This is a genomic window from Bacillus sp. TH50, assembly GCF_016650565.1.
Lineage (GTDB): Bacteria > Bacillota > Bacilli > Bacillales > Bacillaceae_G > Bacillus_A > Bacillus_A mycoides.
The window spans coordinates 72,718-94,912 of the sequence record NZ_JAEKFM010000004.1 but is presented as its reverse complement, the minus strand read 5'-3'; the positions used below and the strand labels follow the sequence as shown (position 1 = coordinate 94,912).

At 35.4% G+C, this 22,195-nt stretch carries 22 protein-coding genes, 1 pseudogene and 2 riboswitches; of the genes and pseudogenes, 7 read left to right on the top strand and 16 right to left on the bottom strand.

Going from position 1 to position 22,195, the window contains the following annotated elements; all coding sequences use genetic code 11:
- Position 1: 1 nt before the first annotated feature.
- The 4 genes from JFU23_RS16640 to JFU23_RS16625 are packed head-to-tail and all read right to left on the bottom strand — an operon-like array spanning position 2 to position 3,677.
- Entirely contained in the window at positions 2–775 is a 774-nt protein-coding gene (locus tag JFU23_RS16640; protein WP_002091442.1) for an ABC transporter ATP-binding protein, read from the bottom strand.
- Positions 772–1,782 carry an ABC transporter ATP-binding protein gene (locus tag JFU23_RS16635; protein ID WP_201032332.1) on the bottom strand — a complete coding sequence of 337 codons (1,011 nt, stop codon included), beginning with the start codon at positions 1,780–1,782 and terminating at the stop codon, positions 772–774. Before JFU23_RS16635 ends, JFU23_RS16640 begins: the two co-directional genes overlap by 4 nt.
- The gene (locus tag JFU23_RS16630) at positions 1,739–2,743 is read right to left on the bottom strand and encodes an ABC transporter permease (protein WP_201032331.1); all 1,005 of its coding nucleotides are present in this window, start codon (positions 2,741–2,743) and stop codon (positions 1,739–1,741) included. Before JFU23_RS16630 ends, JFU23_RS16635 begins: the two co-directional genes overlap by 44 nt.
- Positions 2,744–2,759: 16 nt before the next feature.
- The gene (locus JFU23_RS16625; RefSeq protein ID WP_201032330.1) at positions 2,760–3,677 is read right to left on the bottom strand and encodes an ABC transporter permease; all 918 of its coding nucleotides are present in this window, start codon (positions 3,675–3,677) and stop codon (positions 2,760–2,762) included.
- A 137-nt stretch (positions 3,678–3,814) separates the two neighbouring features.
- Positions 3,815–3,920, bottom strand: a riboswitch (SAM riboswitch).
- Positions 3,921–4,315: 395 nt separating this feature from the next.
- Here JFU23_RS16625 and JFU23_RS16620 point away from each other — a divergent pair.
- Positions 4,316–4,468: a DUF3951 domain-containing protein gene (locus tag JFU23_RS16620; RefSeq protein ID WP_002009827.1), complete on the top strand. Its 153-nt coding sequence runs from the start codon at positions 4,316–4,318 to the stop codon at positions 4,466–4,468.
- A 16-nt stretch (positions 4,469–4,484) separates the two neighbouring features.
- On the opposite strand, the gene JFU23_RS16615 is transcribed toward JFU23_RS16620, so the two are convergent.
- Positions 4,485–4,988: a hypothetical protein gene (locus JFU23_RS16615; protein WP_201032329.1), complete on the bottom strand. Its 504-nt coding sequence runs from the start codon at positions 4,986–4,988 to the stop codon at positions 4,485–4,487.
- 274 nt (positions 4,989–5,262) lie between these two features.
- Between JFU23_RS16615 and JFU23_RS16610 the strand changes: the two genes are divergently transcribed.
- Positions 5,263–5,709, top strand: coding sequence for a hypothetical protein (locus JFU23_RS16610; protein ID WP_002167144.1), 447 nt, complete (start codon positions 5,263–5,265; stop codon positions 5,707–5,709).
- A gap of 32 nt (positions 5,710–5,741) precedes the next feature.
- Here the strand turns inward: JFU23_RS16610 and JFU23_RS16605 are convergent, their stop codons facing one another.
- From JFU23_RS16605 to JFU23_RS16585, 5 genes are all read right to left on the bottom strand, one after another.
- On the bottom strand, positions 5,742–7,001 hold the full coding sequence (locus JFU23_RS16605) for a multidrug effflux MFS transporter (RefSeq protein WP_201032328.1): 1,260 nt from the start codon (positions 6,999–7,001) through the stop codon (positions 5,742–5,744).
- A 117-nt stretch (positions 7,002–7,118) separates the two neighbouring features.
- The gene (locus tag JFU23_RS16600) at positions 7,119–8,837 is read right to left on the bottom strand and encodes a DUF3981 domain-containing protein (RefSeq protein ID WP_201032352.1); all 1,719 of its coding nucleotides are present in this window, start codon (positions 8,835–8,837) and stop codon (positions 7,119–7,121) included.
- A 90-nt stretch (positions 8,838–8,927) separates the two neighbouring features.
- Entirely contained in the window at positions 8,928–9,461 is a 534-nt protein-coding gene (locus tag JFU23_RS16595) for an MFS transporter (RefSeq protein WP_002091456.1), read from the bottom strand.
- Positions 9,458–10,894 carry an FAD-binding oxidoreductase gene (locus JFU23_RS16590; protein ID WP_085308617.1) on the bottom strand — a complete coding sequence of 479 codons (1,437 nt, stop codon included), beginning with the start codon at positions 10,892–10,894 and terminating at the stop codon, positions 9,458–9,460. The genes JFU23_RS16595 and JFU23_RS16590 overlap by 4 nt, the downstream gene beginning before the upstream one ends.
- A 112-nt stretch (positions 10,895–11,006) precedes the next feature.
- Positions 11,007–11,771 carry a DUF6612 family protein gene (locus JFU23_RS16585; RefSeq protein WP_201032327.1) on the bottom strand — a complete coding sequence of 255 codons (765 nt, stop codon included), beginning with the start codon at positions 11,769–11,771 and terminating at the stop codon, positions 11,007–11,009.
- 145 nt (positions 11,772–11,916) lie between these two features.
- Here JFU23_RS16585 and JFU23_RS16580 point away from each other — a divergent pair.
- The 4 genes and pseudogenes from JFU23_RS16580 to JFU23_RS16565 all read left to right on the top strand — a co-directional run bounded on the left by JFU23_RS16580 (position 11,917) and on the right by JFU23_RS16565 (position 15,613).
- Positions 11,917–12,825 (top strand): annotated as a pseudogene (locus JFU23_RS16580) (NAD(P)-dependent alcohol dehydrogenase).
- A gap of 80 nt (positions 12,826–12,905) precedes the next feature.
- A riboswitch (SAM riboswitch) is annotated at positions 12,906–13,019 on the top strand.
- A gap of 85 nt (positions 13,020–13,104) precedes the next feature.
- Positions 13,105–13,917, top strand: coding sequence for a MetQ/NlpA family ABC transporter substrate-binding protein (locus tag JFU23_RS16575; protein WP_201032326.1), 813 nt, complete (start codon positions 13,105–13,107; stop codon positions 13,915–13,917).
- 12 nt (positions 13,918–13,929) lie between these two features.
- Positions 13,930–14,970: a methionine ABC transporter ATP-binding protein gene (locus JFU23_RS16570; RefSeq protein WP_201032325.1), complete on the top strand. Its 1,041-nt coding sequence runs from the start codon at positions 13,930–13,932 to the stop codon at positions 14,968–14,970.
- Positions 14,945–15,613 carry a methionine ABC transporter permease gene (locus JFU23_RS16565; protein ID WP_002124718.1) on the top strand — a complete coding sequence of 223 codons (669 nt, stop codon included), beginning with the start codon at positions 14,945–14,947 and terminating at the stop codon, positions 15,611–15,613. The genes JFU23_RS16570 and JFU23_RS16565 overlap by 26 nt, the downstream gene beginning before the upstream one ends.
- Before the next feature lie 48 nt (positions 15,614–15,661).
- Here JFU23_RS16565 and JFU23_RS16560 read toward each other — a convergent pair whose 3' ends face one another.
- The gene (locus JFU23_RS16560; RefSeq protein WP_201032318.1) at positions 15,662–16,438 is read right to left on the bottom strand and encodes an SDR family oxidoreductase; all 777 of its coding nucleotides are present in this window, start codon (positions 16,436–16,438) and stop codon (positions 15,662–15,664) included.
- A gap of 374 nt (positions 16,439–16,812) precedes the next feature.
- Here JFU23_RS16560 and JFU23_RS16555 point away from each other — a divergent pair, with 374 nt between their 5' ends.
- Positions 16,813–17,319, top strand: a complete 507-nt coding sequence (locus JFU23_RS16555; RefSeq protein WP_137057089.1) for a DoxX family membrane protein — start codon at positions 16,813–16,815, stop codon at positions 17,317–17,319.
- Between the two features lie 181 nt (positions 17,320–17,500).
- On the opposite strand, the gene JFU23_RS16550 is transcribed toward JFU23_RS16555, so the two are convergent.
- From JFU23_RS16550 to JFU23_RS16530, 5 genes are all read right to left on the bottom strand, one after another.
- Positions 17,501–19,474, bottom strand: a complete 1,974-nt coding sequence (locus JFU23_RS16550) for a S9 family peptidase (protein WP_201032317.1) — start codon at positions 19,472–19,474, stop codon at positions 17,501–17,503.
- A 229-nt stretch (positions 19,475–19,703) separates the two neighbouring features.
- Positions 19,704–20,489, bottom strand: coding sequence for a S8 family peptidase (locus JFU23_RS16545; RefSeq protein WP_201032315.1), 786 nt, complete (start codon positions 20,487–20,489; stop codon positions 19,704–19,706).
- A gap of 8 nt (positions 20,490–20,497) precedes the next feature.
- The gene (locus tag JFU23_RS16540; protein ID WP_201032314.1) at positions 20,498–20,800 is read right to left on the bottom strand and encodes a hypothetical protein; all 303 of its coding nucleotides are present in this window, start codon (positions 20,798–20,800) and stop codon (positions 20,498–20,500) included.
- A 3-nt stretch (positions 20,801–20,803) separates the two neighbouring features.
- Positions 20,804–21,295, bottom strand: a complete 492-nt coding sequence (locus JFU23_RS16535; protein WP_207200013.1) for a hypothetical protein — start codon at positions 21,293–21,295, stop codon at positions 20,804–20,806.
- 115 nt (positions 21,296–21,410) lie between these two features.
- A complete protein-coding gene (locus tag JFU23_RS16530; protein ID WP_201032311.1) occupies positions 21,411–21,839 on the bottom strand; it encodes a hypothetical protein in 429 nt (142 codons plus the stop codon).
- Positions 21,840–22,195 lie beyond the last annotated feature (356 nt).

Genomic DNA, 22,195 nt, shown 5'->3' with positions numbered 1-22,195 from the left:
TTTAACCTGAAATTTTTGGTGTTGATGCTAATAATGTTTTTGTATAAGAATGTTGTGGATTACGGAATACTTCGTCCGTATATCCAAATTCAACAAGTTCTCCTTTGTATAAGACAGCCACTTTTTCACATAAATAGTGAACCATCGGTAAATCATGTGCGATAAATAAATATGTATAGCCTTGTTCCTTTTGAATCTTTTGCAGTAAATGTACAATTTGGATTTGCAGTGAAACATCTAATGCTGAAATTGGTTCATCAAGGATTAATACTTCTGGCTCACATAATAGCGCTCTTGCAATGGCAATACGTTGACGTTGTCCTCCGCTAAATTCGTGTGGATAGCGATCAATATATCGTCTATCTAATCCAACACGCTCTAGTGCATCACCTGCGACCTTATCTTTCAATCCTTTATCGCCTAAACCGAATGAAATATAGCCTTCTGTTACAATATCGCGTACTTTCCAGCGCGGATTTAATGCAGCTGTGGAATCTTGAAAAATGAACTGTACTTTCTGTAAGAAATCCCGCTTATGAGCTGACTTCAGCTTGTGAACAACTTGACCGTTATAATCAATTTCACCAGACGTTGGACGCTCGATCCCAGCTATGAGCTTACCAAGTGTTGTCTTTCCAGAACCACTTTCTCCAATAATGCCAAGCGTTGTTCCTTTTGGGATAGAAAGTGATATACCTTTTAACGCTGCGATTTCTTTATTTTTACTTCCATACGTTTTCGTTACTTGCTTTACAGTAATTAAATCTGTCGTCATGAGGCATTCACCCTCTCTTTTGATTTCGCTTTATTATGCTCCAGAATATGCTGCCAGCAATGTGAACTATGCTCCTCAGAATATGTTGTTCTCTCTGGGAAGCGATGAATACATTCTTTTATCGCTACAGGACAACGATTCACAAACGGGCATCCAAAACTATTTAACGTTTCAATTGAAGGTGTTGTTCCCTCAATTGCTCTAAGTACCTTTTCTGAATCATCCATATTCGGAATTGCTTGCAATAAACTTTTTGTGTAAGGGTGCTTAGGTGAGCCAATTACTTCTTGAATCGTTCCTTTTTCAACAACACGTCCCCCGTACATAACTACTACTCGGTCAGCTACTTCACGTACAAGTGCCAAATCATGTGTAATTAATAAAATACTCGTATTTTGTTTTTCCTTTCTTTCTTTTAACAACTCCATAATTTGCTTTTGAATCGTTACATCTAATGCTGTTGTAGGTTCATCTGCAATAACGAGCTTCGGGTGACAAGCAAATGCAATTGCTAAACAAATACGCTGCCTCATACCTCCGCTCAACTGATACGGGTATTGTTCAAAGCGTTTCTCTGCTTCATGTATCCCTAAATCATTTAGTAAGTTAATTGCAATTTCTTTTGCCTCTTTTTTCGATTTCTTTTCATGCTGCACAATTACTTCTGTAATTTGTCTTCCAACCTTCATCGTCGGATTTAAAGATGAAAGCGGGTCTTGAAAGATAAAGGAAATATCTTTCCCGCGAATTTGATTCCATTCTGATTCTTGTAAATCCGTTAATTCCTTTGATTGGAAAGATATATTTCCATCATCAATATGAATCGATTCTTGATTTAAGCCGATAATTGATTGTGCTGTAACACTTTTCCCTGAACCACTTTCTCCGACAAGTGCAACTATTTCACCTTCGTTAATAGAAAAGGAAACATGCTTCACAATTGCTTGCTTACTATTCTCTTTTTCAACGGCCAACGTTACGTCTTCTAAAGATAAGATTCGTGCCATGTTTTTTCTCCTTTCGATTACGTTTTACGATTTTCGGATCAATCGCATCTTGCAAACCATCACCAATCGCATTAAATGCGAACATGATGAGTGCAATCATGATTGCCGGGAAGAAAAGTTGCCACCACTCTCCGCTTAGTAATGTCCCGAGTGCATCGTTTGTCATCGTGCCCCAGCTCGCTGCTGGTGATTGTACTCCAAGTCCGATAAAACTTAAAAATGATTCTGAGAAAATAGCTGCTGGAATTGTAAATGATAAATTTACGATAATAATCCCTGTTAAGTTTGGAATTAAATGTCCGTATATAATTTTCATATGAGGTGTACCTAATCGCTCTGCTGCAATAACAAATTCTCTTTGTTTCAATGAAAGTACTTGCGCCCGAATGAGACGTGCCATGCCAATCCATCCCGTTAACGCAAGAGCTATAATAATTGTAAAAAGTCCTGGTTTCATAATGATTAATAGTAAAATAACAATCAGTAAATATGGGATACCGTATAATACTTCAATCCCTCTTATAATCCACTCATCAATTAACGTTCCAAGACGATTACGTCCTCTCACATATCCACTAAAGCCACCGATAAGTACACCAAGCCCTATATCAAGAGCTGCTGCTACCAATCCAACTGTTAATGAAATTTTCCCACCAGCCCAAGTACGCGCCCAAATATCTCTCCCTAAATCGTCTGTTCCGAACCAATGCTCACTACTAGGCGGTAAATTAGTTGCTTCTTTTACTTGTTCACTCGCAGTAAATGGCGTTAAACTTTCGCCAATAAGCGAGAAAACAATAATTAGTAATAACGTCACTGCCCCTAAAACTGCTATAGGGTTTGATATAAACTTGCGAAACACTTCCTTTTTCCGGCTAATCGTTTGCTGATCTTTATTTATCGTTAATTCTTTTTTCTCTTCATTCGTTAATAACTGGTCATTAATTTCATAAGCCCCCATTTAAACATCACCCTCCTTACGTAATAGAACGAATGCGCGGATCAACAATACGATGAATGATATCTGTAATAAAAATACATACAATTAATAGCGCACTATAGAAAATGGTTGTTCCCATAATCACCGGATAATCTCGGTTGAAAATACTGTCTACAAAATATTTTCCTAAACCAGGAATTGAAAAGATTTTTTCAATAACGAAAGTCCCTGTTAAAAGTCCAGCCATTAATGGGCCAACAAATGTAAGTACCGGAACAATCGCATTTCGAAGAGCATGTCTTATAATGATTTTCTTAATTGGTATACCTTTCGCTCTCGCTAGCTTAATATAATCACTCTGCAACACTTCAATCATATTAGAGCGAACAAATCTTGTAATAACTGCGATTGGTCCTAACGCTAATGCGAAGGAGGGTAATACAGTATGCTCAAATGTTCCCCAAGACGCCACTGGTAGTAATTCAAATTGTATGGCGAATACTTGTATAAATAGTGGTGCTAAAATAAAACTAGGAATAGAAATACCGAGAATCGCAAGCAAGCTCACACTATAATCAATCACTTTCCCATGATATAGCGCGGCAAATGTACCTGCGGCAATTCCGACTAACAATGAAATAACAAGTGCTTGTAAACCAATAATTGCCGATGGTCCAAAACCAGTTGTTATAATTTCCGATACACCTTGACCTGTCGATTGAACAGATTCGCCAAAATCAAAATGAACTACCCCATCCAAATAAGCAACATACTGATTCCATAACGGTTCATCAAGGTGATACTTCGCTCTCATGTTTTGTATTACTTCTTCAGGAAAGATTTTCGCATCTGATGAAAACGGATCACCTGGAATAATATGCATAATTAAAAATGTTACTGTCGTAATGACCCATAGCATGAATACCATAACCGATAGTTTTTTAATAACATACACTTCAATAACCCCCTAAACAAATGAATTTACTTTGTTTTATTGACATATTTGTTGCCATTACTCCTTCTCTACTTCTTAAAACACAAAAAGCCTTGATCTTAAAAAATAAGATCAAGGCTTAATAAACGAAGGCCCATCACTTATCTTTCAAGACTTGCTTGCTGGAATTAGCACGGTGTTCCTGTTACAGAACCCGCTGCTGAGGTGTCATAGGGCCAGTCCCTCTACCTCTCTGGATAAGTAAATTGCTATATTATTATTTGGTTCAAATTGTATATTTCGAATTATAATTCTGAAAAAATGAAAAGTCAATCAATTTGGATATATTTAGAAAAATCAGTTTTCTGTTATATTAGTTATTGAAATTACAATCTTTCGCTTATAATAAAAAGAAATTGTATTAAAGGCGTTATAAGATAGATCCCTTACTTCTTGCTACTATAGGATTACCATTAACAATCGTAATACTTGTACTTGTCATCATCGGCTTCTATAAAGTGAAACTTTAATCAGTGGGTGTTTTGTTCATCCCCCACTGATTATCAGCCCTCACCAATCGGGCTTTTACGGGCAGTTGATCCCCTACCTAACTTCTTTGCTTTCACTGAACTTTGAGGTGGGGGTCTTACTGCCCGTTAATGCGGGATAAACTCTTCATTAAAAAGAAAAGCATCACTTCTTTTTACACTCCATTCGATAATATTACTGGACAAACAATTTCAGAATTTCACGAAGAACAGAAGATATTAGTATCCGAGGATGAAGACGGAGATGGTAAAAAGAAAAAATAACCTTGCACACGCAAGGTTATTTTTTCGCTTCTGTTTGAAAACGTTTATAGTATGTCGATGCTGTTGCAAAATTAATTTCTATATCACGAATTAATGATGAATCTTCTTCTTTAGCTAACTTCTGTAATTTTTTCATCGCTTGTTCCGATTCATTCAAGAAACCAACATATACCTCATGTTCTTGCTCTTTCGACTTTGGAACACGAATTTCTTTACGTATATTATCAATATCTTCTAACATGCTCGTTGTTACCTTTTGCACATCTTCTTTATATGTAGCATTCGTTATTTCCTTACCGCCCTTTTCTTTTGCCACTTCAAATAACTGTAACGCCTTATTAATTTCTTTATTTATTTTCGCATCATATTTTTCATGTACTGCGCTGTATTCTTTCATTTCTTCTGTTTGCTCAGTGGATTGCTCTACCTTTTCTTTCGGTTCTTTCGGTTCTTTATTTCCATTACATCCTGCTAGAAGGATCATACTTCCCATTACAGCAATACCCAAAACCTTCTTCATCTCGAATTCTCCTTTTATCTACAGCTACTACTAATTATAGTTTCTTTTATCTCCACTTGTTATTATACCGAGAACGCCCCACTTTTTACACTTAAGACGATATCTTAATATACATACCAACATTTTTGTCACAGTATCGTCACTTTATGCAAATAACTTTTGCATCACTTTACTACATCACCTTACAAAACTGTAAGCACACATAGAGAACAAACCATGCTAGACTTACATATGCATAAAGTAAGCGTAGTTCAGTTTGTAAGGAGAATCATCAATGTACAATACAATACCCTTTATGGGCGAAGATATTCGCGTCCTTATTCGCGAAAAGTCACTTCATATTGAAAATACAGAGAGCCTTCGCCGCGTATTAAAGAAGAAGCATGCTCCATTTAAGCTGGCCCAATATTTAAAGAAACAACATATAAATCAATTTCATACTGTGCTAAATATATCCGATAAATCTTTAACAATCGAGATTATCGGTCATGTCTACATTGGAAATTTTGCAGATGTCTTAAAAGAAATTCCACGCATACCGAAGATTGCTCCTATTATCGTTGAGAGGGCATATAGAATTACAGATCATACTGATATTATTGATTGCGGGGAGAAAGAGGTCGACAGTAACCGCTGGGTATGGGATAAACTTGCTTTCTTATATGATGCGATCATGAATAATATGTATGAGTTATTTCAAAGAAACGAAAAAAAGAGCTGATTCAAAGAAATGTTTGAATCAGCTCTTTTTTATTAAGCTTCTAACTTTTTATTTTGTTGCAGTTCAAACTGCTTCTCACTTCTTCTGGCCATAAATAGATAACATAATACAGCACCAATTTCACAAAGCGCTATCACAACCCCCATCGGTAATGCGGTATTGCTTCCGCCAATACCTACTAATGGTGCAACAAGTGCTCCTGAAATGAACTGTAATAAACCTAATAAAGCCGATGCCGTTCCTGCTGCTTGTTTTTGATTTCTCATCGCTAACGAGAAGCCGGTTGTTGATACAACCCCAACACTTGATACAACAAGGAATAACGAGCATAAAACGCCAATTAAACCTATTCCTAGTAAGATTGTCAGTAATAAAGATAGACCACCAATAGCTGCAATAATAATACCAGCAACAAATAAAGTTTTCTCATTAACTTTCCCTGCTAAGCGGCCAGTAACTTGGCTAGCAATAATAATACCAATACCGTTAATTGCAAAGAACAAACTAAACTGTTGTGGTGATGCCCCGTATATATTTTGCAACACGAACGGTGAACCAGAAATATAAGCAAACATTGCAGCTGTTACTAATCCTTGCGACAATGCATATCCCATAAATAAACGATCTTTCAAAAGCTTTCCGTATGTTGCCAGCGTTCCTGATAATCCACCTGTCTCTCTTTCTTCAGGAGGTAATGTTTCACGTAATACGAAAGTAGATGATATTAGCATGAATACACTAATTACTCCAAGAACGATAAAAACGCCGCGCCATGATGTAAACTGTAATAATTGCCCTCCAATAATCGGTGCCAAAATAGGTGCTGCCCCGTTTACTAACATAAGTAATGAGAAAAACTTCGTCATTTCAGAACCTGAATACATATCACGTACCATTGCACGTGATATAACGATACCAGCAGATCCTGAAGCACCTTGTAAGAAACGTAAAAGCACTAAACTCCAAATAGATGGTGCAACAGCACAAAGTAAAGAAGAAGCAACATAAATAATAAGAGCGATAATAAGAGGTTTGCGTCTTCCGTAAATGTCACTAATTGAACCAATAAATAACTGCCCTACTGAAAGCCCAAGCAGACAAGCAGTTAATGTAAGCTGTGCGAGGGATGCACCCGTTTGTAAATCATCCGTTAACTTTGGTAAAGAAGGCAAATACATATCAATAGATAATGGCCCAATTGCCGTAAGTGTCCCTAATACAAGAATCATCCATAACCTGTTTGTCTTTACAGGTTTATATACTTCGTGATTAACTCCATTCACTTTTTCCATTCACCCTTTCATATAAATACTCAATCGTAACAATTATAGTTACAACATAAATATACGTCAAGTATACCGTATTTTCCTGTTTAATAATGTAAAAAAAGCGATAGAATCTCTATCGCTTTACTTTTTCAAATTACTATTTGTAAATTTAGATACAGATGCCATCATTTCTCCTGTGTCTAAATATGTGATTTGAATTGGATCCCCTACTTCTGTAAACATTGCATATGGGAATTTCTTCGCAGGTACCATAAATACTTTTTGCTCATTTTCTAATAGTACGTATACAATCGTATTTTCACCTGATTTTTCTTTATACACACGTTGTACAATACCTTCTTTTTGCGCTTCTTTCCCATTTGAAGTCGGTCTAAATGAGTCACCACTTCCGCTCAGCGCATTTTTATAATTCTCAAGTGCTTCTTTTTGCGTCGAACCTGTCGCAAATATTTTTGCATTAGAAGCATATATAACAGTATGAGCACGTACTAATCCCCCGTCATCAATAACCGGTACAATCCACGAAGGTTTACCGTATACGTTATAAATAACCGGCATTGTTCCATGCCATTTCTCTCGCTTAAAGGAATTATCCACTACTTCTGTAGCAGCCGAACCGTCCATAATTCCCTTCACTTCTTTTCCGTTATAGTAATACAACTTTCCTGTACGTGCATCAACTAATGAGTAACCGAGAGCAGAATCTACTCCTTCTTTCGGAGAGGTAAAGTCTGTAAAGTAATACAATTTACCATCCTTCCCGAAGATTGGCGTAACGCCTTCCTTCGTCCCCCACTCAGTCGGCATCTTCATGTCAGTTTGTGAGAATTTCGTATTCCAAAATCCGTGAATATATTTTCCGAAGTACGTATTTAACGTAGATGCTGTTTCATGATTTAATACACCATCAACGAATTTAGGTGCATTCCCTTTATCATATCGTTTCACATCACCTGTTTGTGCATCAACAACGACAACGCCTTCTACTTCAAACCCTGATCTTCCTGAAATAAACTCACCGTATGTCATTGTATAATACGGTTTTCCTTTATCATCAACTTCAAATTTTGGTTTCCCTTTAAAAACTAAATCTGGCTCTGCTTTTCGAACGACACGTTCTAATTTATTACCGAAAAACATGCTTGGTACATACTTCATTTTATATCCAAGATGTAATTTCGCTTCCGCATCAGGATTTGTACCTGACATTGTTACGTAACCTGGAATTGTTTCCGCTTTACGTGCTTTAAAAAATCCCGAAACTTCTATCGGTGCTACATACAAGGCTTCACCATTTACCATTTGTGGCGTTAATTCCCCTAGCTCAAAATAAGCCACTTTCGGAATATCACCAAATACCTTTTTCATTTTATTCTCCGCTGTTTTAGGCGGAACTGTAAACGGTTGGTCATTTTCAGTAAATGGCTCTGAAATATCTTTCTCTACCTTCACGACCGAATCATATTTCTTTTGCGAGATTACTATATCGTGCAAATAACCAAAATAGCCGTAACTTGCGAGTAAAACGAACATTAGAAGTCCTTTTAGCGTACCTTCTAATTTCCCTACCTGCTCTTGTGAGAATAAAACAAGACCAATTAAAATCGCTACTGCAACAGAATAATGAGTAAGAATAGAATCTGCTCGATCATCAATTAGCCAGAAATATTCATAGATTACAATACCTATCCAAAATAAAACAGGAATAACTAAAATAGATGATTTCTTACCCTTTACAACTTTCTCATTTCCTCCTTTATCCACCGCGCGAATTTTATTACCGCTTCTAGTCCATGGAATCAAAAACAAAGTGAGAATAGCTAAAACTATAAATTTCATCAAAGGCAATGTCCCCTTTTCTTTTGTCTTCTCCATAAGTATAACAAATAAAGGGTAATCAGGTAAAAATGGGAATGGAAATACTTTTAATTACTTATCACCGCGGCTTAATACAAATCCACTAACTACATATAAAACCGAAGCAATGTAAAAAATAGTCCCTATCGTAAAGAAATCCACTAGGTAACCAGTTGCAATTATAGCTACTCCGCCCCCAATTGATGTCCATACATGGTATTTTCCAATTTCGTAACCAGCTTCCTTATGCGCTACCTTTCGTGCTAACGATGTCTTCTCCGTATTACGCTGCACAGCACCTAAAATACCCATTAAAATTTGGAGAATGTATACATGCCAAACTTCTGTTGCAATAGGGAAAAAAAGCATTAATATAGCCATGGACCATGCGTATATAATTAATAACTTTCTATCACCTACCCTATCAGAGATTCTTCCAACTAACGGATATACTAGAGCTGAAGTTAAGGCAAATAAGCCGTACGCCCAGCCAAATTGCGAGAAACTATTTCCTACATTTCGAAGCAATAGTATATAAAAAGGAAATACCATACTACCTGCCATCATAATAATGCTTTGTGAGGCTACAAATCTTCTATATGTCATTTGCTATACTCCTTATAAAATAAATTCACAAACCTTTCCTCTGGGTCTACTTCCTTCTTCTTCTGAAGGAATTCTTCTATGCGAGGATACGCTTTCTTTAGTTGCTCCTTTTCCGGATAAGAATAATACGGTAAATAATAACTTCCATTATGCTTTAACGTAACATCAATCATCTTTTGAATGACCACTTTTGTTTTCTTTATTTCATCTTCAGAACGCCCTTGATTAATTAGAAGCACAAGCGCAAACATATCATCTTTCGCATAAGATAGCACCGCATTCTCATTCTTTTCTACATAGCGGATTGTAATGTTAAGAAGGTTTAATTCCTCTTCATTTAAAACGCTTCGCAAATCATCTATATACTCTGCAAAACCATCTATCGGTACAAAGTACTCTTGTAAAACTTCGGTCAAGTTTGGATTATCGTATTCCATAAAAGCACTATCAGATCTCATTACGTTATTTCGAGTTTCGTACTTACCATCTGTACGTTCAAAATAACTTCTTTGTATATCCCAAAATGCGCCCTTTCCCCAGTCACTATAACGTGATAACCCAAGTAAGAATTTCGGCGCAGCTATAATATTTTCTTCTTTTAATTTGCTGTACTCTCCCAGCTTCTGTTGATCTTCTGCCAGTACATAATCTGTCACATACATTTCTTTTAAAAATGAATTTGGGGCAACAGAAATACGTGCTAAATGCATACGTATATTCTCGTCCCTTCGCACTTTATTCTTAAAGTATGAAGAGTATTCTTTATAATCTAGTACCTTCGTGTGCGTTTCATACAATTCATCGTTTGTTAACTGTAGCGTCACATCTAAAATTACACCAAACAATCCATATCCCCCAATTACATATGGAAACAAGTCAGCATTTTCTTCTCTATTTACATTACGCACCGTACCATCTGCCATTAACAATCTGAACGACTCTACTGTATCAATCAATGCTTCATGACGAATATCACGCCCATGTACATTTACACTTAATGAACCACCAACAGTAAAAATATTTTGAGATTGCATCACTTGAACTGCAAGACCATATGGATTGATTTTCTTTTGAATGTCATTCCATGTGACACCGCTTTGCACCCTAATCCTCTTCTTCTCCGGATCGAATTCTAATATTTCATTATATCCTTTCATATCAAGCATCGTACCGTTCGGATAATACGTCTGTCCGCCTTGGCTATGTTGCATACCTGCAATAGAAATTTTCTCTCCAGAAACATTTGCATCTTGCACTAACTGTTTTAATGAACGTTCATCCTCAGCATTTTCAACACGTTTAATTTTCGTTGGAAGCAACTTTCCTACATCGCTCATAATAGGATGCTCTAGTTGCTCTTTATATGTATTTATAGATGTCGCAAGCAACACTGTATAAGCTACAATGACCACCACTATCTTTCTTTTTTTCAAATGACACTCTCCTCTTCCACAGTTTTCCCTCTTCATATTGTACCTATTTTCCCAAGAAGAAAGTATAAAAAAGAGAGGGCACCTTATTTTAGGCCCCCCCTGATCAAAACTGTTACTTTGCTGCCGGCAATTGTATTGGGTCAAACTTTTCGTACGATGTATATTTTGCATTCGTAATAATGTGTGCCTTATCCTTACCATTACTACTCATAATCATATCTATCTTCGCTGATTCATATTTAAAATCTTTTGTAATGATATATTCTGCATCCACTTCTTCTATCTTTGCGTTTTGTGCTTGTAGCATTTTCTTCTGCGTTTCATCCATGCTAGTTAACATACTTTCTGTTTCTTGCCCTTTTAATGTAAATTTCAGTTTATATTTATCTCCGCTTTTCTCCATCTTCATTTTATCTAAAACTACTGCTGGTACTTCTAACTTATCTATAATATCTTGAGTCGCTTTCATTCCACCAGCGTTTAATTGCTCCTCTGGTACGGTTATAACTTCTCCTGTATTAGGGTTTTTCACCTCACCAGCAACTTTACCATCCACTGTATACACTACAACATCTGTACCAGAAATATTCATTTCAGAACGAGAATTCTTTGTCTTTGGCTCTAATTGCATCTTAGCCTTTAATATATCCATCTCTGTTCCCTCAGCTTTTATCCCTACATCATATGTCATCGTTACATTTTCTTCATTTTTAAAAGCTTCGTTCGTTTTCTTGAAAACATCCTTCGCTGCTAATTCCTTTTCTTTTTGCATGGCTTCTTTTTTCGGTTCATCAGTCTTTGTTGTTTTCTCATTGCTACACCCTACCCCCAGACTGATTGCAAGCACTAAACTTGAAATAAAAATAGTTTTTTTCATAATGTCGCCCCCTTTCTCAAAATAATATCACCTCTTTTCCTACGAAATCTATATAATTTTTAATCTTTATTCGCTATATAGCGACATGTTTGATGAGAGTTTTAAATATGATGTAAATAACAACAACTCATTTCAGGAGGTCATTATGAAGGCGATCATTTGCACACAGTATGGACCACCTAACGTTCTTCATCTTCAAAATATAGAGAAACCTACACCTAAAAAGAACGAAGTATTAATTAAAATTCACGCAACAAGTGTAACGACTGGAGATTGTAGAATACGCGGCTTTAATAGCCCCCTCTTATTTTGGATTCCTATGCGGATCATATTAGGTTTCAGAAAACCGAGAAAACCTGTACTCGGCGTAGAGTTATCCGGTGAAATCGAGGAAGTAGGAACAGATGTAACTCAATTTTAAAAAGGTGATCCAATTTTTGCATTAACAGAACTAAACCTCGGTGATTATGCCGAGTACACATGCGTACATGAAAGTGGATTAATAACATTAAAACCTACCAATGTGACGTATGAAGAAGCGGCAGTTATTCCTTTTGGTGGAACTTCAGCATTACATTTCCTGAGAAAGGGCCGTATAAAAAAAGGGCAACAAGTGCTCATATATGGTGCCTCCGGATCAGTAGGAACAGCTGCTGTACAACTTGCTAAATATTTCGGCACGACCGTTACGGCTGTTTGTAGTAATTCAAATTTTGAACTCGTGCAATCTTTAGGAGCTGATAAAGTAATTGATTATACGAAAGAAGATTTTACTAAGCAAGGCAAATGCTACGATATTATATTTGATGCAGTTGGGAAGTATAAAAAATCCCTTTGTACAAATACATTAACACCCAATGGAAAATATGTATCTGTTAATGGAATGATGGCCAAGGTAAGTAAAGAGGATATGATTCTATTAAAAAAACTAGTCGAAACGGAAAAACTAAAGCCCGTTATTGATAGAACTTACCGATTAGAAGAAATTGCTGAAGCTCATATGTATGTGGAAAAGGGACATAAAAAAGGGAACGTTTCGATTACCTTAAAATAAAATATATTCTGAAAATAATATTGACAATTCTTTTTGTAAGATTTACTATTAGTACCATATTAAAAAACTACATACACATACTCTTATCAAGAGTGGCGGAGGGACTGGCCCGATGATGCCCGGCAACCGAGCTTATAACGTATAAGCTAAGGTGCTAATTCCTGCAGAACGATTTTCGTTTTGGAAGATAAGAGAGGAACCTATTTCGTCTATTCGGCACCTCTCTTATTTTTGAGAGGTGCTTTTTATTTTGGAACGTATATTAAGGGGGAATTATAGATGAAAAAGGTGTTATTAAGTATTGTAAGTGGAGCGGTATTATTGTTAGGTGCATGTGGTGCTAATTCTGATAAAGAGGTAAAAGCATTAGATAAGAAAAAGATTACTGTCGGCGTAACAGGCGGACCGCATGAACAAATTTTTGAAAAGGTAAAAGAAGTGGCAGCAAAAGATGGTCTCGAAATTGATGTAAAGGTATTTAATGATTATGTAGCGCCAAACGTATCTTTAGATGAAAAAAGCCTCGATGTAAATAGCTATCAAACTAAATCTTACTTAGACGTATTTAAAGCTGAACGCAACATGAAATTAACTGAAGTATTTTCCACAGTAACATTCCCTATGGGTGTATATTCTAAAAGCTTAAAAGATGTAAAAGAATTAAAAGAGGGCGATGCAATCGCTGTCCCAAATGATCCAACAAATGAGCTTCGTGCTTTAAAGCTATTTGAAAAAGCAGGTGTTTTAAAGGTTGATCCAAAAGCTACAGAAAAAGCGACTGCAAAAGATGTAATTGAAAACCCGAAAAATTTAAAGATTGTTGAATTAGAGGCATCTCAATTACCAACACAACTAAGTGAAGTAAAGGCAGCTGCAATTAATACAAACTTTGCATTAGGTGCAAAATTAAGCCCAGCGAAAGATTCTATTTTCCGCGAAGGAAAAGATTCACCATATGTGAATTGGGTCGTTGTTCGTACTGAAAATAAAGATGATGCTGTTGTTAATAAATTAAAGAAAGCTTATCAATCTAAAGAAGTAAAAGATTTCATTGAGAAAAAATTCGATGGTTCTGTTTTACCGTCTTGGTAGGAGCTGACTATAATGATTGAATTAAAAAACGTCTCCAAAGTATTTACAACAAAAAAAGGGAATGTTGAGGCTCTTAAATCAACTTCCCTTAAAGTAAAAAAGGGCGAAGTATTTGGAATCATCGGATATAGTGGCGCTGGTAAAAGTACATTAATTCGTTGTGTAAATTTATTAGAAAAACCAACGACAGGAGATATCATTGTAAATGAACAAGAGTTAACAACCTTATCGACAAAAGAACTCGCAAAGGCGAGAAAAAAGATCGGCATGATTTTTCAAGGATTCAATTTACTTAAAACCGTTACCGTTTATGAAAATATCGCACTACCCTTACGTCTATCTGGTCTTCCCAAAAATGAAATTGAAAAAAGGGTAGAAAAGTATTTACGCATTGTTGATCTCTTAAATAAAAAAGATGCCTATCCAAGTGAATTATCTGGTGGTCAAAAACAACGTGTAGCGATCGCTCGCGCACTATCTCATGAGCCTGAAGTTTTATTAAGTGATGAAGCAACGAGCGCATTAGATCCGGAAACGACCGATTCTATTCTTGATTTATTATTAAAGATCAACGAAGAAATCGGAATTACGATTTTGCTAATTACACACGAAATGAATGTCATCCAGCGTATTTGTGACCAAGTTGCTGTAATGGAACATGGGGCGGTAGTCGAAAGTGGAACCGTAAAAGATATTTTCACAAACCCACAACATGTAACAACGAAGAAATTTGTAAATAGCGCGTTTGCAGCTAAAATTCCAGAAGATGTACAGAAAGAACTACAAAGCACCGGGGAAATCGTAACACTTTCATTTATAGGAACCGCTTCAGGAGAACCAGCGTTAGCTATCGCTACAAAACGTTTCCACGTATATCCGAATATTTTATCAGGCAATATTACGCAGTTAAAACATGAGGCATATGGAAAACTGATCGTTCATATGCAAGGTGAAAAAAGTGAAGTACACCGTGCCTTATCATTTTTACAAGAACAAGGGATCATCGTAGAAGGAGGTAGAACAGATTATGGGAAACAAGTCCTTTTTGGATGAATGGGGTAACGTAATATGGGAAGCAACAATTCAAACATTTCAAATGACATCTATTTCACTACTTATCTCTATTCTTATTGCATTACCACTCGGTGTCACACTTGTTTTAACGAGACCTGGTGGACAGCGAGAAAATAAAATTATCTATCCTATTCTTAATACAGTTATTAATATCATTCGTTCTCTTCCGTTTATCATTCTATTATTCTTCATTTTACCTTTTACAAAGTTTCTAATGGGAACGTCCATTGGCGTGCAAGGTGTTATCGTACCACTGGTGGTCTTCACAGCCCCTTACATTGCCCGTTTAATGGAAACTGCTTTATTAGAAGTGGATCGCGGTGTCATTGAAGCATATCAAGCAATGGGAGTCTCTACTTTAAAAATCATTTGGCACGTTATGGTTAAAGAAGCTCGCCCGTCTCTCGTACTTGGATTAACAATCGCAACGATCGGCTTAATCGGTGCAACAGCAATGGCTGGACTTGTAGGTGCTGGTGGTCTTGGTGATTTAGCATATCGATTCGGACATTTACGCTACGAACCTGAAGTAATGTATGCAACAGTCTTTATTTTGATTATCCTCGTTCAAGGATTACAGTCTTTAGGGAATGGTGTTGCACGAAGATTGAAGAAAGATTAAAAAGAAGGTATCTCATTGAAATGAGATACCTTCTTTTTAATTATAAAATTATCTCTTAAATCCACCTTCTGAATGAATAACTTGCCCTGTAATCCATTCGGCTTCTTCGCTCACTAAAAACTTAATAAGTCTTGCTGCATCCTTTGGCTCACCAATTCTGCCGAAAGGAAACATCGGTCTTAATCCTTGCTTTATCTCCTCAGTCATCCATCCTGTACTAGTTGGACCTGGATTAATTGCATTCACTGTTATCCCTAAATGGGCCACTTCCGCTGACAACGTACTAGTAAGAGCGTCAATTGCTCCCTTCGTTGTTGCATACGCTAATTCTCCTGCCATAGGTCCTTTAAATTGTCCCGACGTCATATTCACAATTCTACCACCAGATTTCTTATCAAAACCTTGGGCAAATTGACTGCTTAACAATGTAGTCGCACGAACATTTACCATGTAGTGCTTATCTAGTTCTTCAGCAGTCAAATTAGAGAAATTATTATTTGTAGAATATGCTGCATTATTAATTAATATATGAGGGTACCCTAATTGTTCAGTAACTTTATTTATAAGCTGATTTGATGCATCATTCTGAGTTAGATCTAACTCCATGCTCGATACTTTGACACCGTTTTGTATCAACTTTTCTTTTAATTGTATTTGTTCATTTTTATCAACGTCCCAAGGCATCTCTTTATCGTATTCTGTCCAATACGTAAAAAATATATCGTATCCAGCCTCTGCTAACTCCGTGCAAATAGCTGCTCCTATACCGTCTAGACGACTTACACCTGTAACAACTGCTACTTTATTTTTTAATTGATTCATCATATACTCCTCCAAAGTTAAAGGACGCATATTTTATATAAGAGATATAAATTTCCCCACATAGGCATCTACCCTTACAAAAGGGATGTACAAAACAAATATGCATTCCTTGAATGATTTATAGGTAGCTAAATAAACCCTCACTTACGAGAGAAAAATTCATCTATCTAATTTCTAATCATTACAAGTTCATCCACATATCTATTCTTTGCCTCCTTTTGATATATCTCCATTATTAGTCTACCAAAATAGATGAAATGTTACAAAAAATAAAACAATTACTCCTAACCTATCTTTGTTCACATTTCCTCCATTGTGAATTTATTCACAATGGATATATAATAAACATGTAAATACAATACATTGGAGGGATTTCAATGGTTATCAATTTTTTAAGAACTGATAAACGCGCTACTTTCATATTATTATTTTTACGACTTTACATAGGATATGCATGGCTCGCTGCTGGAATAGGAAAAGTTTTTGGACAGTCTTTTGATGCAAGTGGTTTTCTAAAAGGAGCTATCGCTCAAGCATCAGGTGACCACCCTGCAGTACAAGGTTGGTGGGCAGATTTTCTTCAACATTTTGTTCTTCCAAACGCAGACCTATTTAGCTTTTTAGTTCAATGGGGAGAAATTTTAGTAGGGCTAGGTTTGATTTTAGGTGGATTAACAAAAACAGCTGCATTTTTCGGCATCATAATGAACCTTTCATTTTTATTAAGCGGAACTGTTAGTGTAAACCCAAACCTGCTTATTTTAACTATGTTCATTTTAGTTGCAGGACATAATGCTGGACGTATTGGATTAGATGGTTATGTTTTCCCAAAACTTTTCAAAAAAAATAACCATGAAGCATATAAATTAAGTAAAACTGCATAAGAATAGTTCATCTTTTAAATATAAATAAGGAAAGAGCCTACATTCAGGCTCTTTTCTCATTTACACCAAAATATTTCACAGTTTGCCTTATCCGAAATGTTAAACTCAATCATATATAACCGGATAAATGTGTACGACTTTATTTCAGACAGCTAAAAAGCTTAAAGACTAAAACAAGCCATTATAAAACCCTAAAACCTTTCATACTTTCTCCAAGAATATAGTGTGAAAACCACATCAAATTCTGCTTCATAATAGCCACATTAATTCCTGGCTGATCAGAACTATATGCCATTCCTTTAAATATAATTAATTCTGCATCCACTTCCATATCCCTTAACCCTTGATATAGCTCATATGCATTGGAAGTTGGAATCCTTGCATCCTTTTCGCCATGTTGGATTAAGGTAGGCGTACAGGCTGATTTAATATACGTCATTGGTGATGTTTTCGTATATATCTCTGGATCATTCCATGGAGTATTTCCTAAATGCATTCTAATAAAGTAAGGGATATCTGTATTTACATAATGGGTACTCCAGTTAGTAATTCCGCCCCCAACTGAAATAGCTTTAAATCTATTACTAAACGTAGAACAGAAGGCTGATATATATCCTCCGTTACTCCATCCCATAACTCCTACTCTATCTTTATCTACAATCCCTTGCTCAACTAGTTCATCCACTCCAGATATAACATCCTCGTAGTCAGCAATTCCCTGTTTTCTATAGTTGGCTTTTAAGAACTCATTACCATAGCCAGAACTTCCTCTATAGTTTGGCTCTAAAACTATAAAGCCTTTTTCGATAAACTGCTCAATCGGATATTTCTCATTAAAACAGTCTGAGAATATCGGAAAAGATGCCCAAGCTGGTCCACCATGGATTACTACTAATAAAGGATATTTCTTGTTGGCATCAAAATCTACTGGGGTTGATAAAACACCCTCTATTTCAAGACCATCACTACTTTGCCATGAGATTATTTCCCTGTTACTTTTCAGCTTCCCTTTAAAAAAGCTATTTTCATCCGTTATTTTTTTATCGTCTAAATAGATTTCAAAGGTTTCATTTGTTATAGCCTTACTATAGGATATATGATTTCCATCCCTTGTTATAGAAGCATCCATTATAAAGCCATCTACTTTGTCACTTAACATTTCCACAGTGCCATCCTCACATAGCAATCCAATACGATAGTTAGTTTTATCCTGCCATTTAATTAAAATCCCCTTATCTGTCCACTGTAATGGCATAACCGTACTATCAAAGTTTGTTAGAGGCTGAATTACCTCTCCAGTATTCATATCATATATCTCTAATGTACTTTCTTGTATATGATTTCTATAGTAATCCTTCTCTCTTATGCTTACCGAGTAACATATTTTGCTGCCCTCAGGGGAAAAGCAGACGCTCCCTCCTAACAACTTATCCATATTCATTTTTTGTAGTTCCCCAGCTTCAACATCTAATATGTATAGATCACCATTCGTATAATCTCCCATATTTGAGCTTGGTGTAGCCATAAATACAGCCTTTTTCCCATCATTTGAAATATCAAATTCATGGATATGAAAATCCTTACCATCAGTTAATTGATAAACACCGCTAATCTCGCGTTCCTCTTTATCATTTTGTATCACTTTTTCTATTTCAATGTAATATAAACAATTATTCTGATGTTCCTTACCTATATGTTGGAAATCCCCATATAGTTCCTTACGTTTCTTTATTTCCTCACATTCTTTTGACTGTGCAACATAATAAAAACCTTTACCAGTAGGCTCCCATTTGAATGTACTGACCCCTTCTTTCTCATCAGTAATTTGTAACTCACTATAACCATCTATTGACTTAACAAAGATTTGATTTTTCTTATTATCTCCGTCACCAACTGGGCTAAGGTATGCGATATCCCTAGAATCTGGGGACCATAATGGGTGTATACTATCTATATCCCCAGTTGTTAATAGGTAACTCTGCTTCTTATCTTTTTCATATATCCATACATGATTCCTATATGTATTGTCTTTCCAATCAGCCGTCTTCTTTACAAATGCTACGTTTTTGCCATCATCACTTATGTTTGTGCCTGATAAGGTTGGTAATGACATAATCTCTTCTATACTTAGATATGTTTTTTCATTCACTTTCATCCATATACCCCCTCGTAATGTCCATTAATCTATCGTCTCCTCTTGTCGTAATAAAGGAAATTGTTCACGGATACTCAAAATAATAACGAAAAATTCAGATAAATAAAAGTGGTTCTATTCGAAATCCGATAAAGCAAAAATTTAATCAGTGGGTTCTGTCCATCCCCCACTGATTATTAGTTAAACCAATCAGGCTTTTGTCCTATAATATGAAGGATTTGTTATAACTTTAATTCATTGCTTTCTCTAAATTTAAAATACCATTTCCATATTCAAAGGGAATACCAATTGGATTAGCGGTCTTCTTTAAAATAGTCTCAAGTTCTGTATTTGTCATTGTAGGTTTTTTTTCTAACAATAAAGCTATACACCCTGTAACATAGGCCGCTGCCATAGATGTCCCACTTTTCATTTCATATTTTTGTCCTGGAGCAGTACTTAAAATATTTTCACCTGGTGCCATTATATCTAGCTTCTTTCCTAAGCTAGATGCAAACCACCTTTCCTGTTGACTATTTATTGCTCCTACGGAAATCACATTATTATATTTTGCTGGATAAGTAATAGTATCTTCATCAAAGAATCCAGTATTACCCGCCGAGGAAACTAAAATAATATTTTTTTCATGTGCTTTATTTATAGCAATCTCCAAAGCATCTGATTTTTGATATCCTCCAAAACTCATATTAATGATTCTTATATTGTTTTGTATACACCACTCAATCGCTTGAATGATACTACTGTATTTTCCATTCTCTTTTGAGTCTAATACCTTTAATGAATATATTTGAGCAGCGGGAGCAACTCCCAACACACCAATTTGATTATCTCTTGCTCCTATAATCCCTGCAATATGTGTTCCATGTCCACTTTCATCACTATATCCATTTGTTCCTTTAATAAAGGTGAAACTTCTTCTAAGATTTAAATCTTCATGGTTCATGTCTACCCCAGTATCTAATATTGCAATAGATATATTTTTTCCAGTTAAATTATTGTTTTGTTTTTTAACCATCGGGATATTTAAAAAATCGATCCCCCAATCTTTTTTTGTTCTAATGCTTTGACATCTTGATTTTTTTCTATACTTTGTACTTCTGGGTGTTGTTTTAGTTCGTTTACTTTATTTTGAGGAATCCTTACATTGGCTATAATATCTAAATATGTTTCTTCGATAGTTCCTCCATATTTTTGTATGAGTTCTTTATGTATTTTGTTATTAAATGTTATTAGATAATTAACTTCTTTACTATTGGCCGCTAAGCTATGTAAAGGAGAAAGAATTACAAAAATAAGGATAAGTAAAGTACAAAAAAATTTTTTCATAAATTAAACCCCTAAACTTTTTTTCATTTTTATAAATTTGTTTAATAATGAATCTATTAACACCATAATGATTGATAGTATTAGAGCACCCACAATCGTTAAATGTAAGCTTTCAATGAACTTTTCAGTTACAAAATAAAAAATAATCGTATATATAAATATAGCTCCTAAAACATTTATAATTTTAGGTAATTTAAAATATCTAGAAAATCCAGTAAAAAAGCCCTTAAAAAAGACTTCAAAAATAAAGGTTATTCCCATAGATAAAATAGCTAACAGCATAAGATCATAAAAACTATCAGATTTCAGTAAATGGGGAAAGAAGTTTTCTATACCTAAACAAATAAAAAAAAGTGCAACAGATGGAATAATAGTAATACATACAAATATCGATGCTCCTATAAAAGCAGACAGTATAGTCAAGAAATAATTTTCCTTATTCTCAGGTTGTTTTGAACGACTCCTATCAAGAATTAAATACATTATCGCTAACACTATTAATAATATTAATAGTGTTGCTAAAAAATTTTCATGATATCACCCTATTTTCTATATATTTTTATAAAAAAGGTTCAGTAAATACTGAACCTTTTTTTGCATTTATATTTTATTAAAGATCAAAGAATAATACAATCCAATATGCAATTGCTGCTGCATCTGCTGGAGGGATTCCTAAAGATACTAAAAATGTAGCTAAGGTCCACTCCTGAACGTCACCTGCTGTTTCAATCCAATCAGCAATTTTATTTATGTTTTTTGATAATACTTGTTCAGCCTTAGGTGAAATCTTACCAGCAAGTTTTGATACTAACCAACCACCTTTTCGAATGGCTTGTGCAGCTAATTTTGTTTTCCATCCTTGTGCAGAAACATCCCCATCAACAGTTGTAGCTGCCTGTGTTACTGGAACTGTTGTTTTGTTAAGATTTGGTGCTGTTTCAGTTGCTGCAAATGCTGACGTGCTTGGTAAAAGCGCTGAAGACAATATAGTAACTGATAAAACTCCCCCTATTACGGCATTCTTTCTTTTCTTTTTCAAATTACTCCCACCCATTCTATTGTATATTTAAGCTAAAAATACCGGTATTTTTTAGCTCAATAATATCTTACTATAAATAAATTATTTTTAGAGAATATTTACAATATACTAGCAAATAATTACATTTACAAAACTATCAGTTTACACTGTTTGATTTATAAGGAGAGCGATCACAGGATCAAATAACCATATAATCATGGAGATAAAGGTAGGCATAGATGCTCCTATATTAAAAATGTTATTCTCTACGAACAAACCCAATACAAAAAACGACAGAAAATTCAGATAATCAAAAGTAGTTCCGTTCCAAATCCGATAAAGTGAAACTTTAATCAGTGGGGATTCTGTCCATCCCC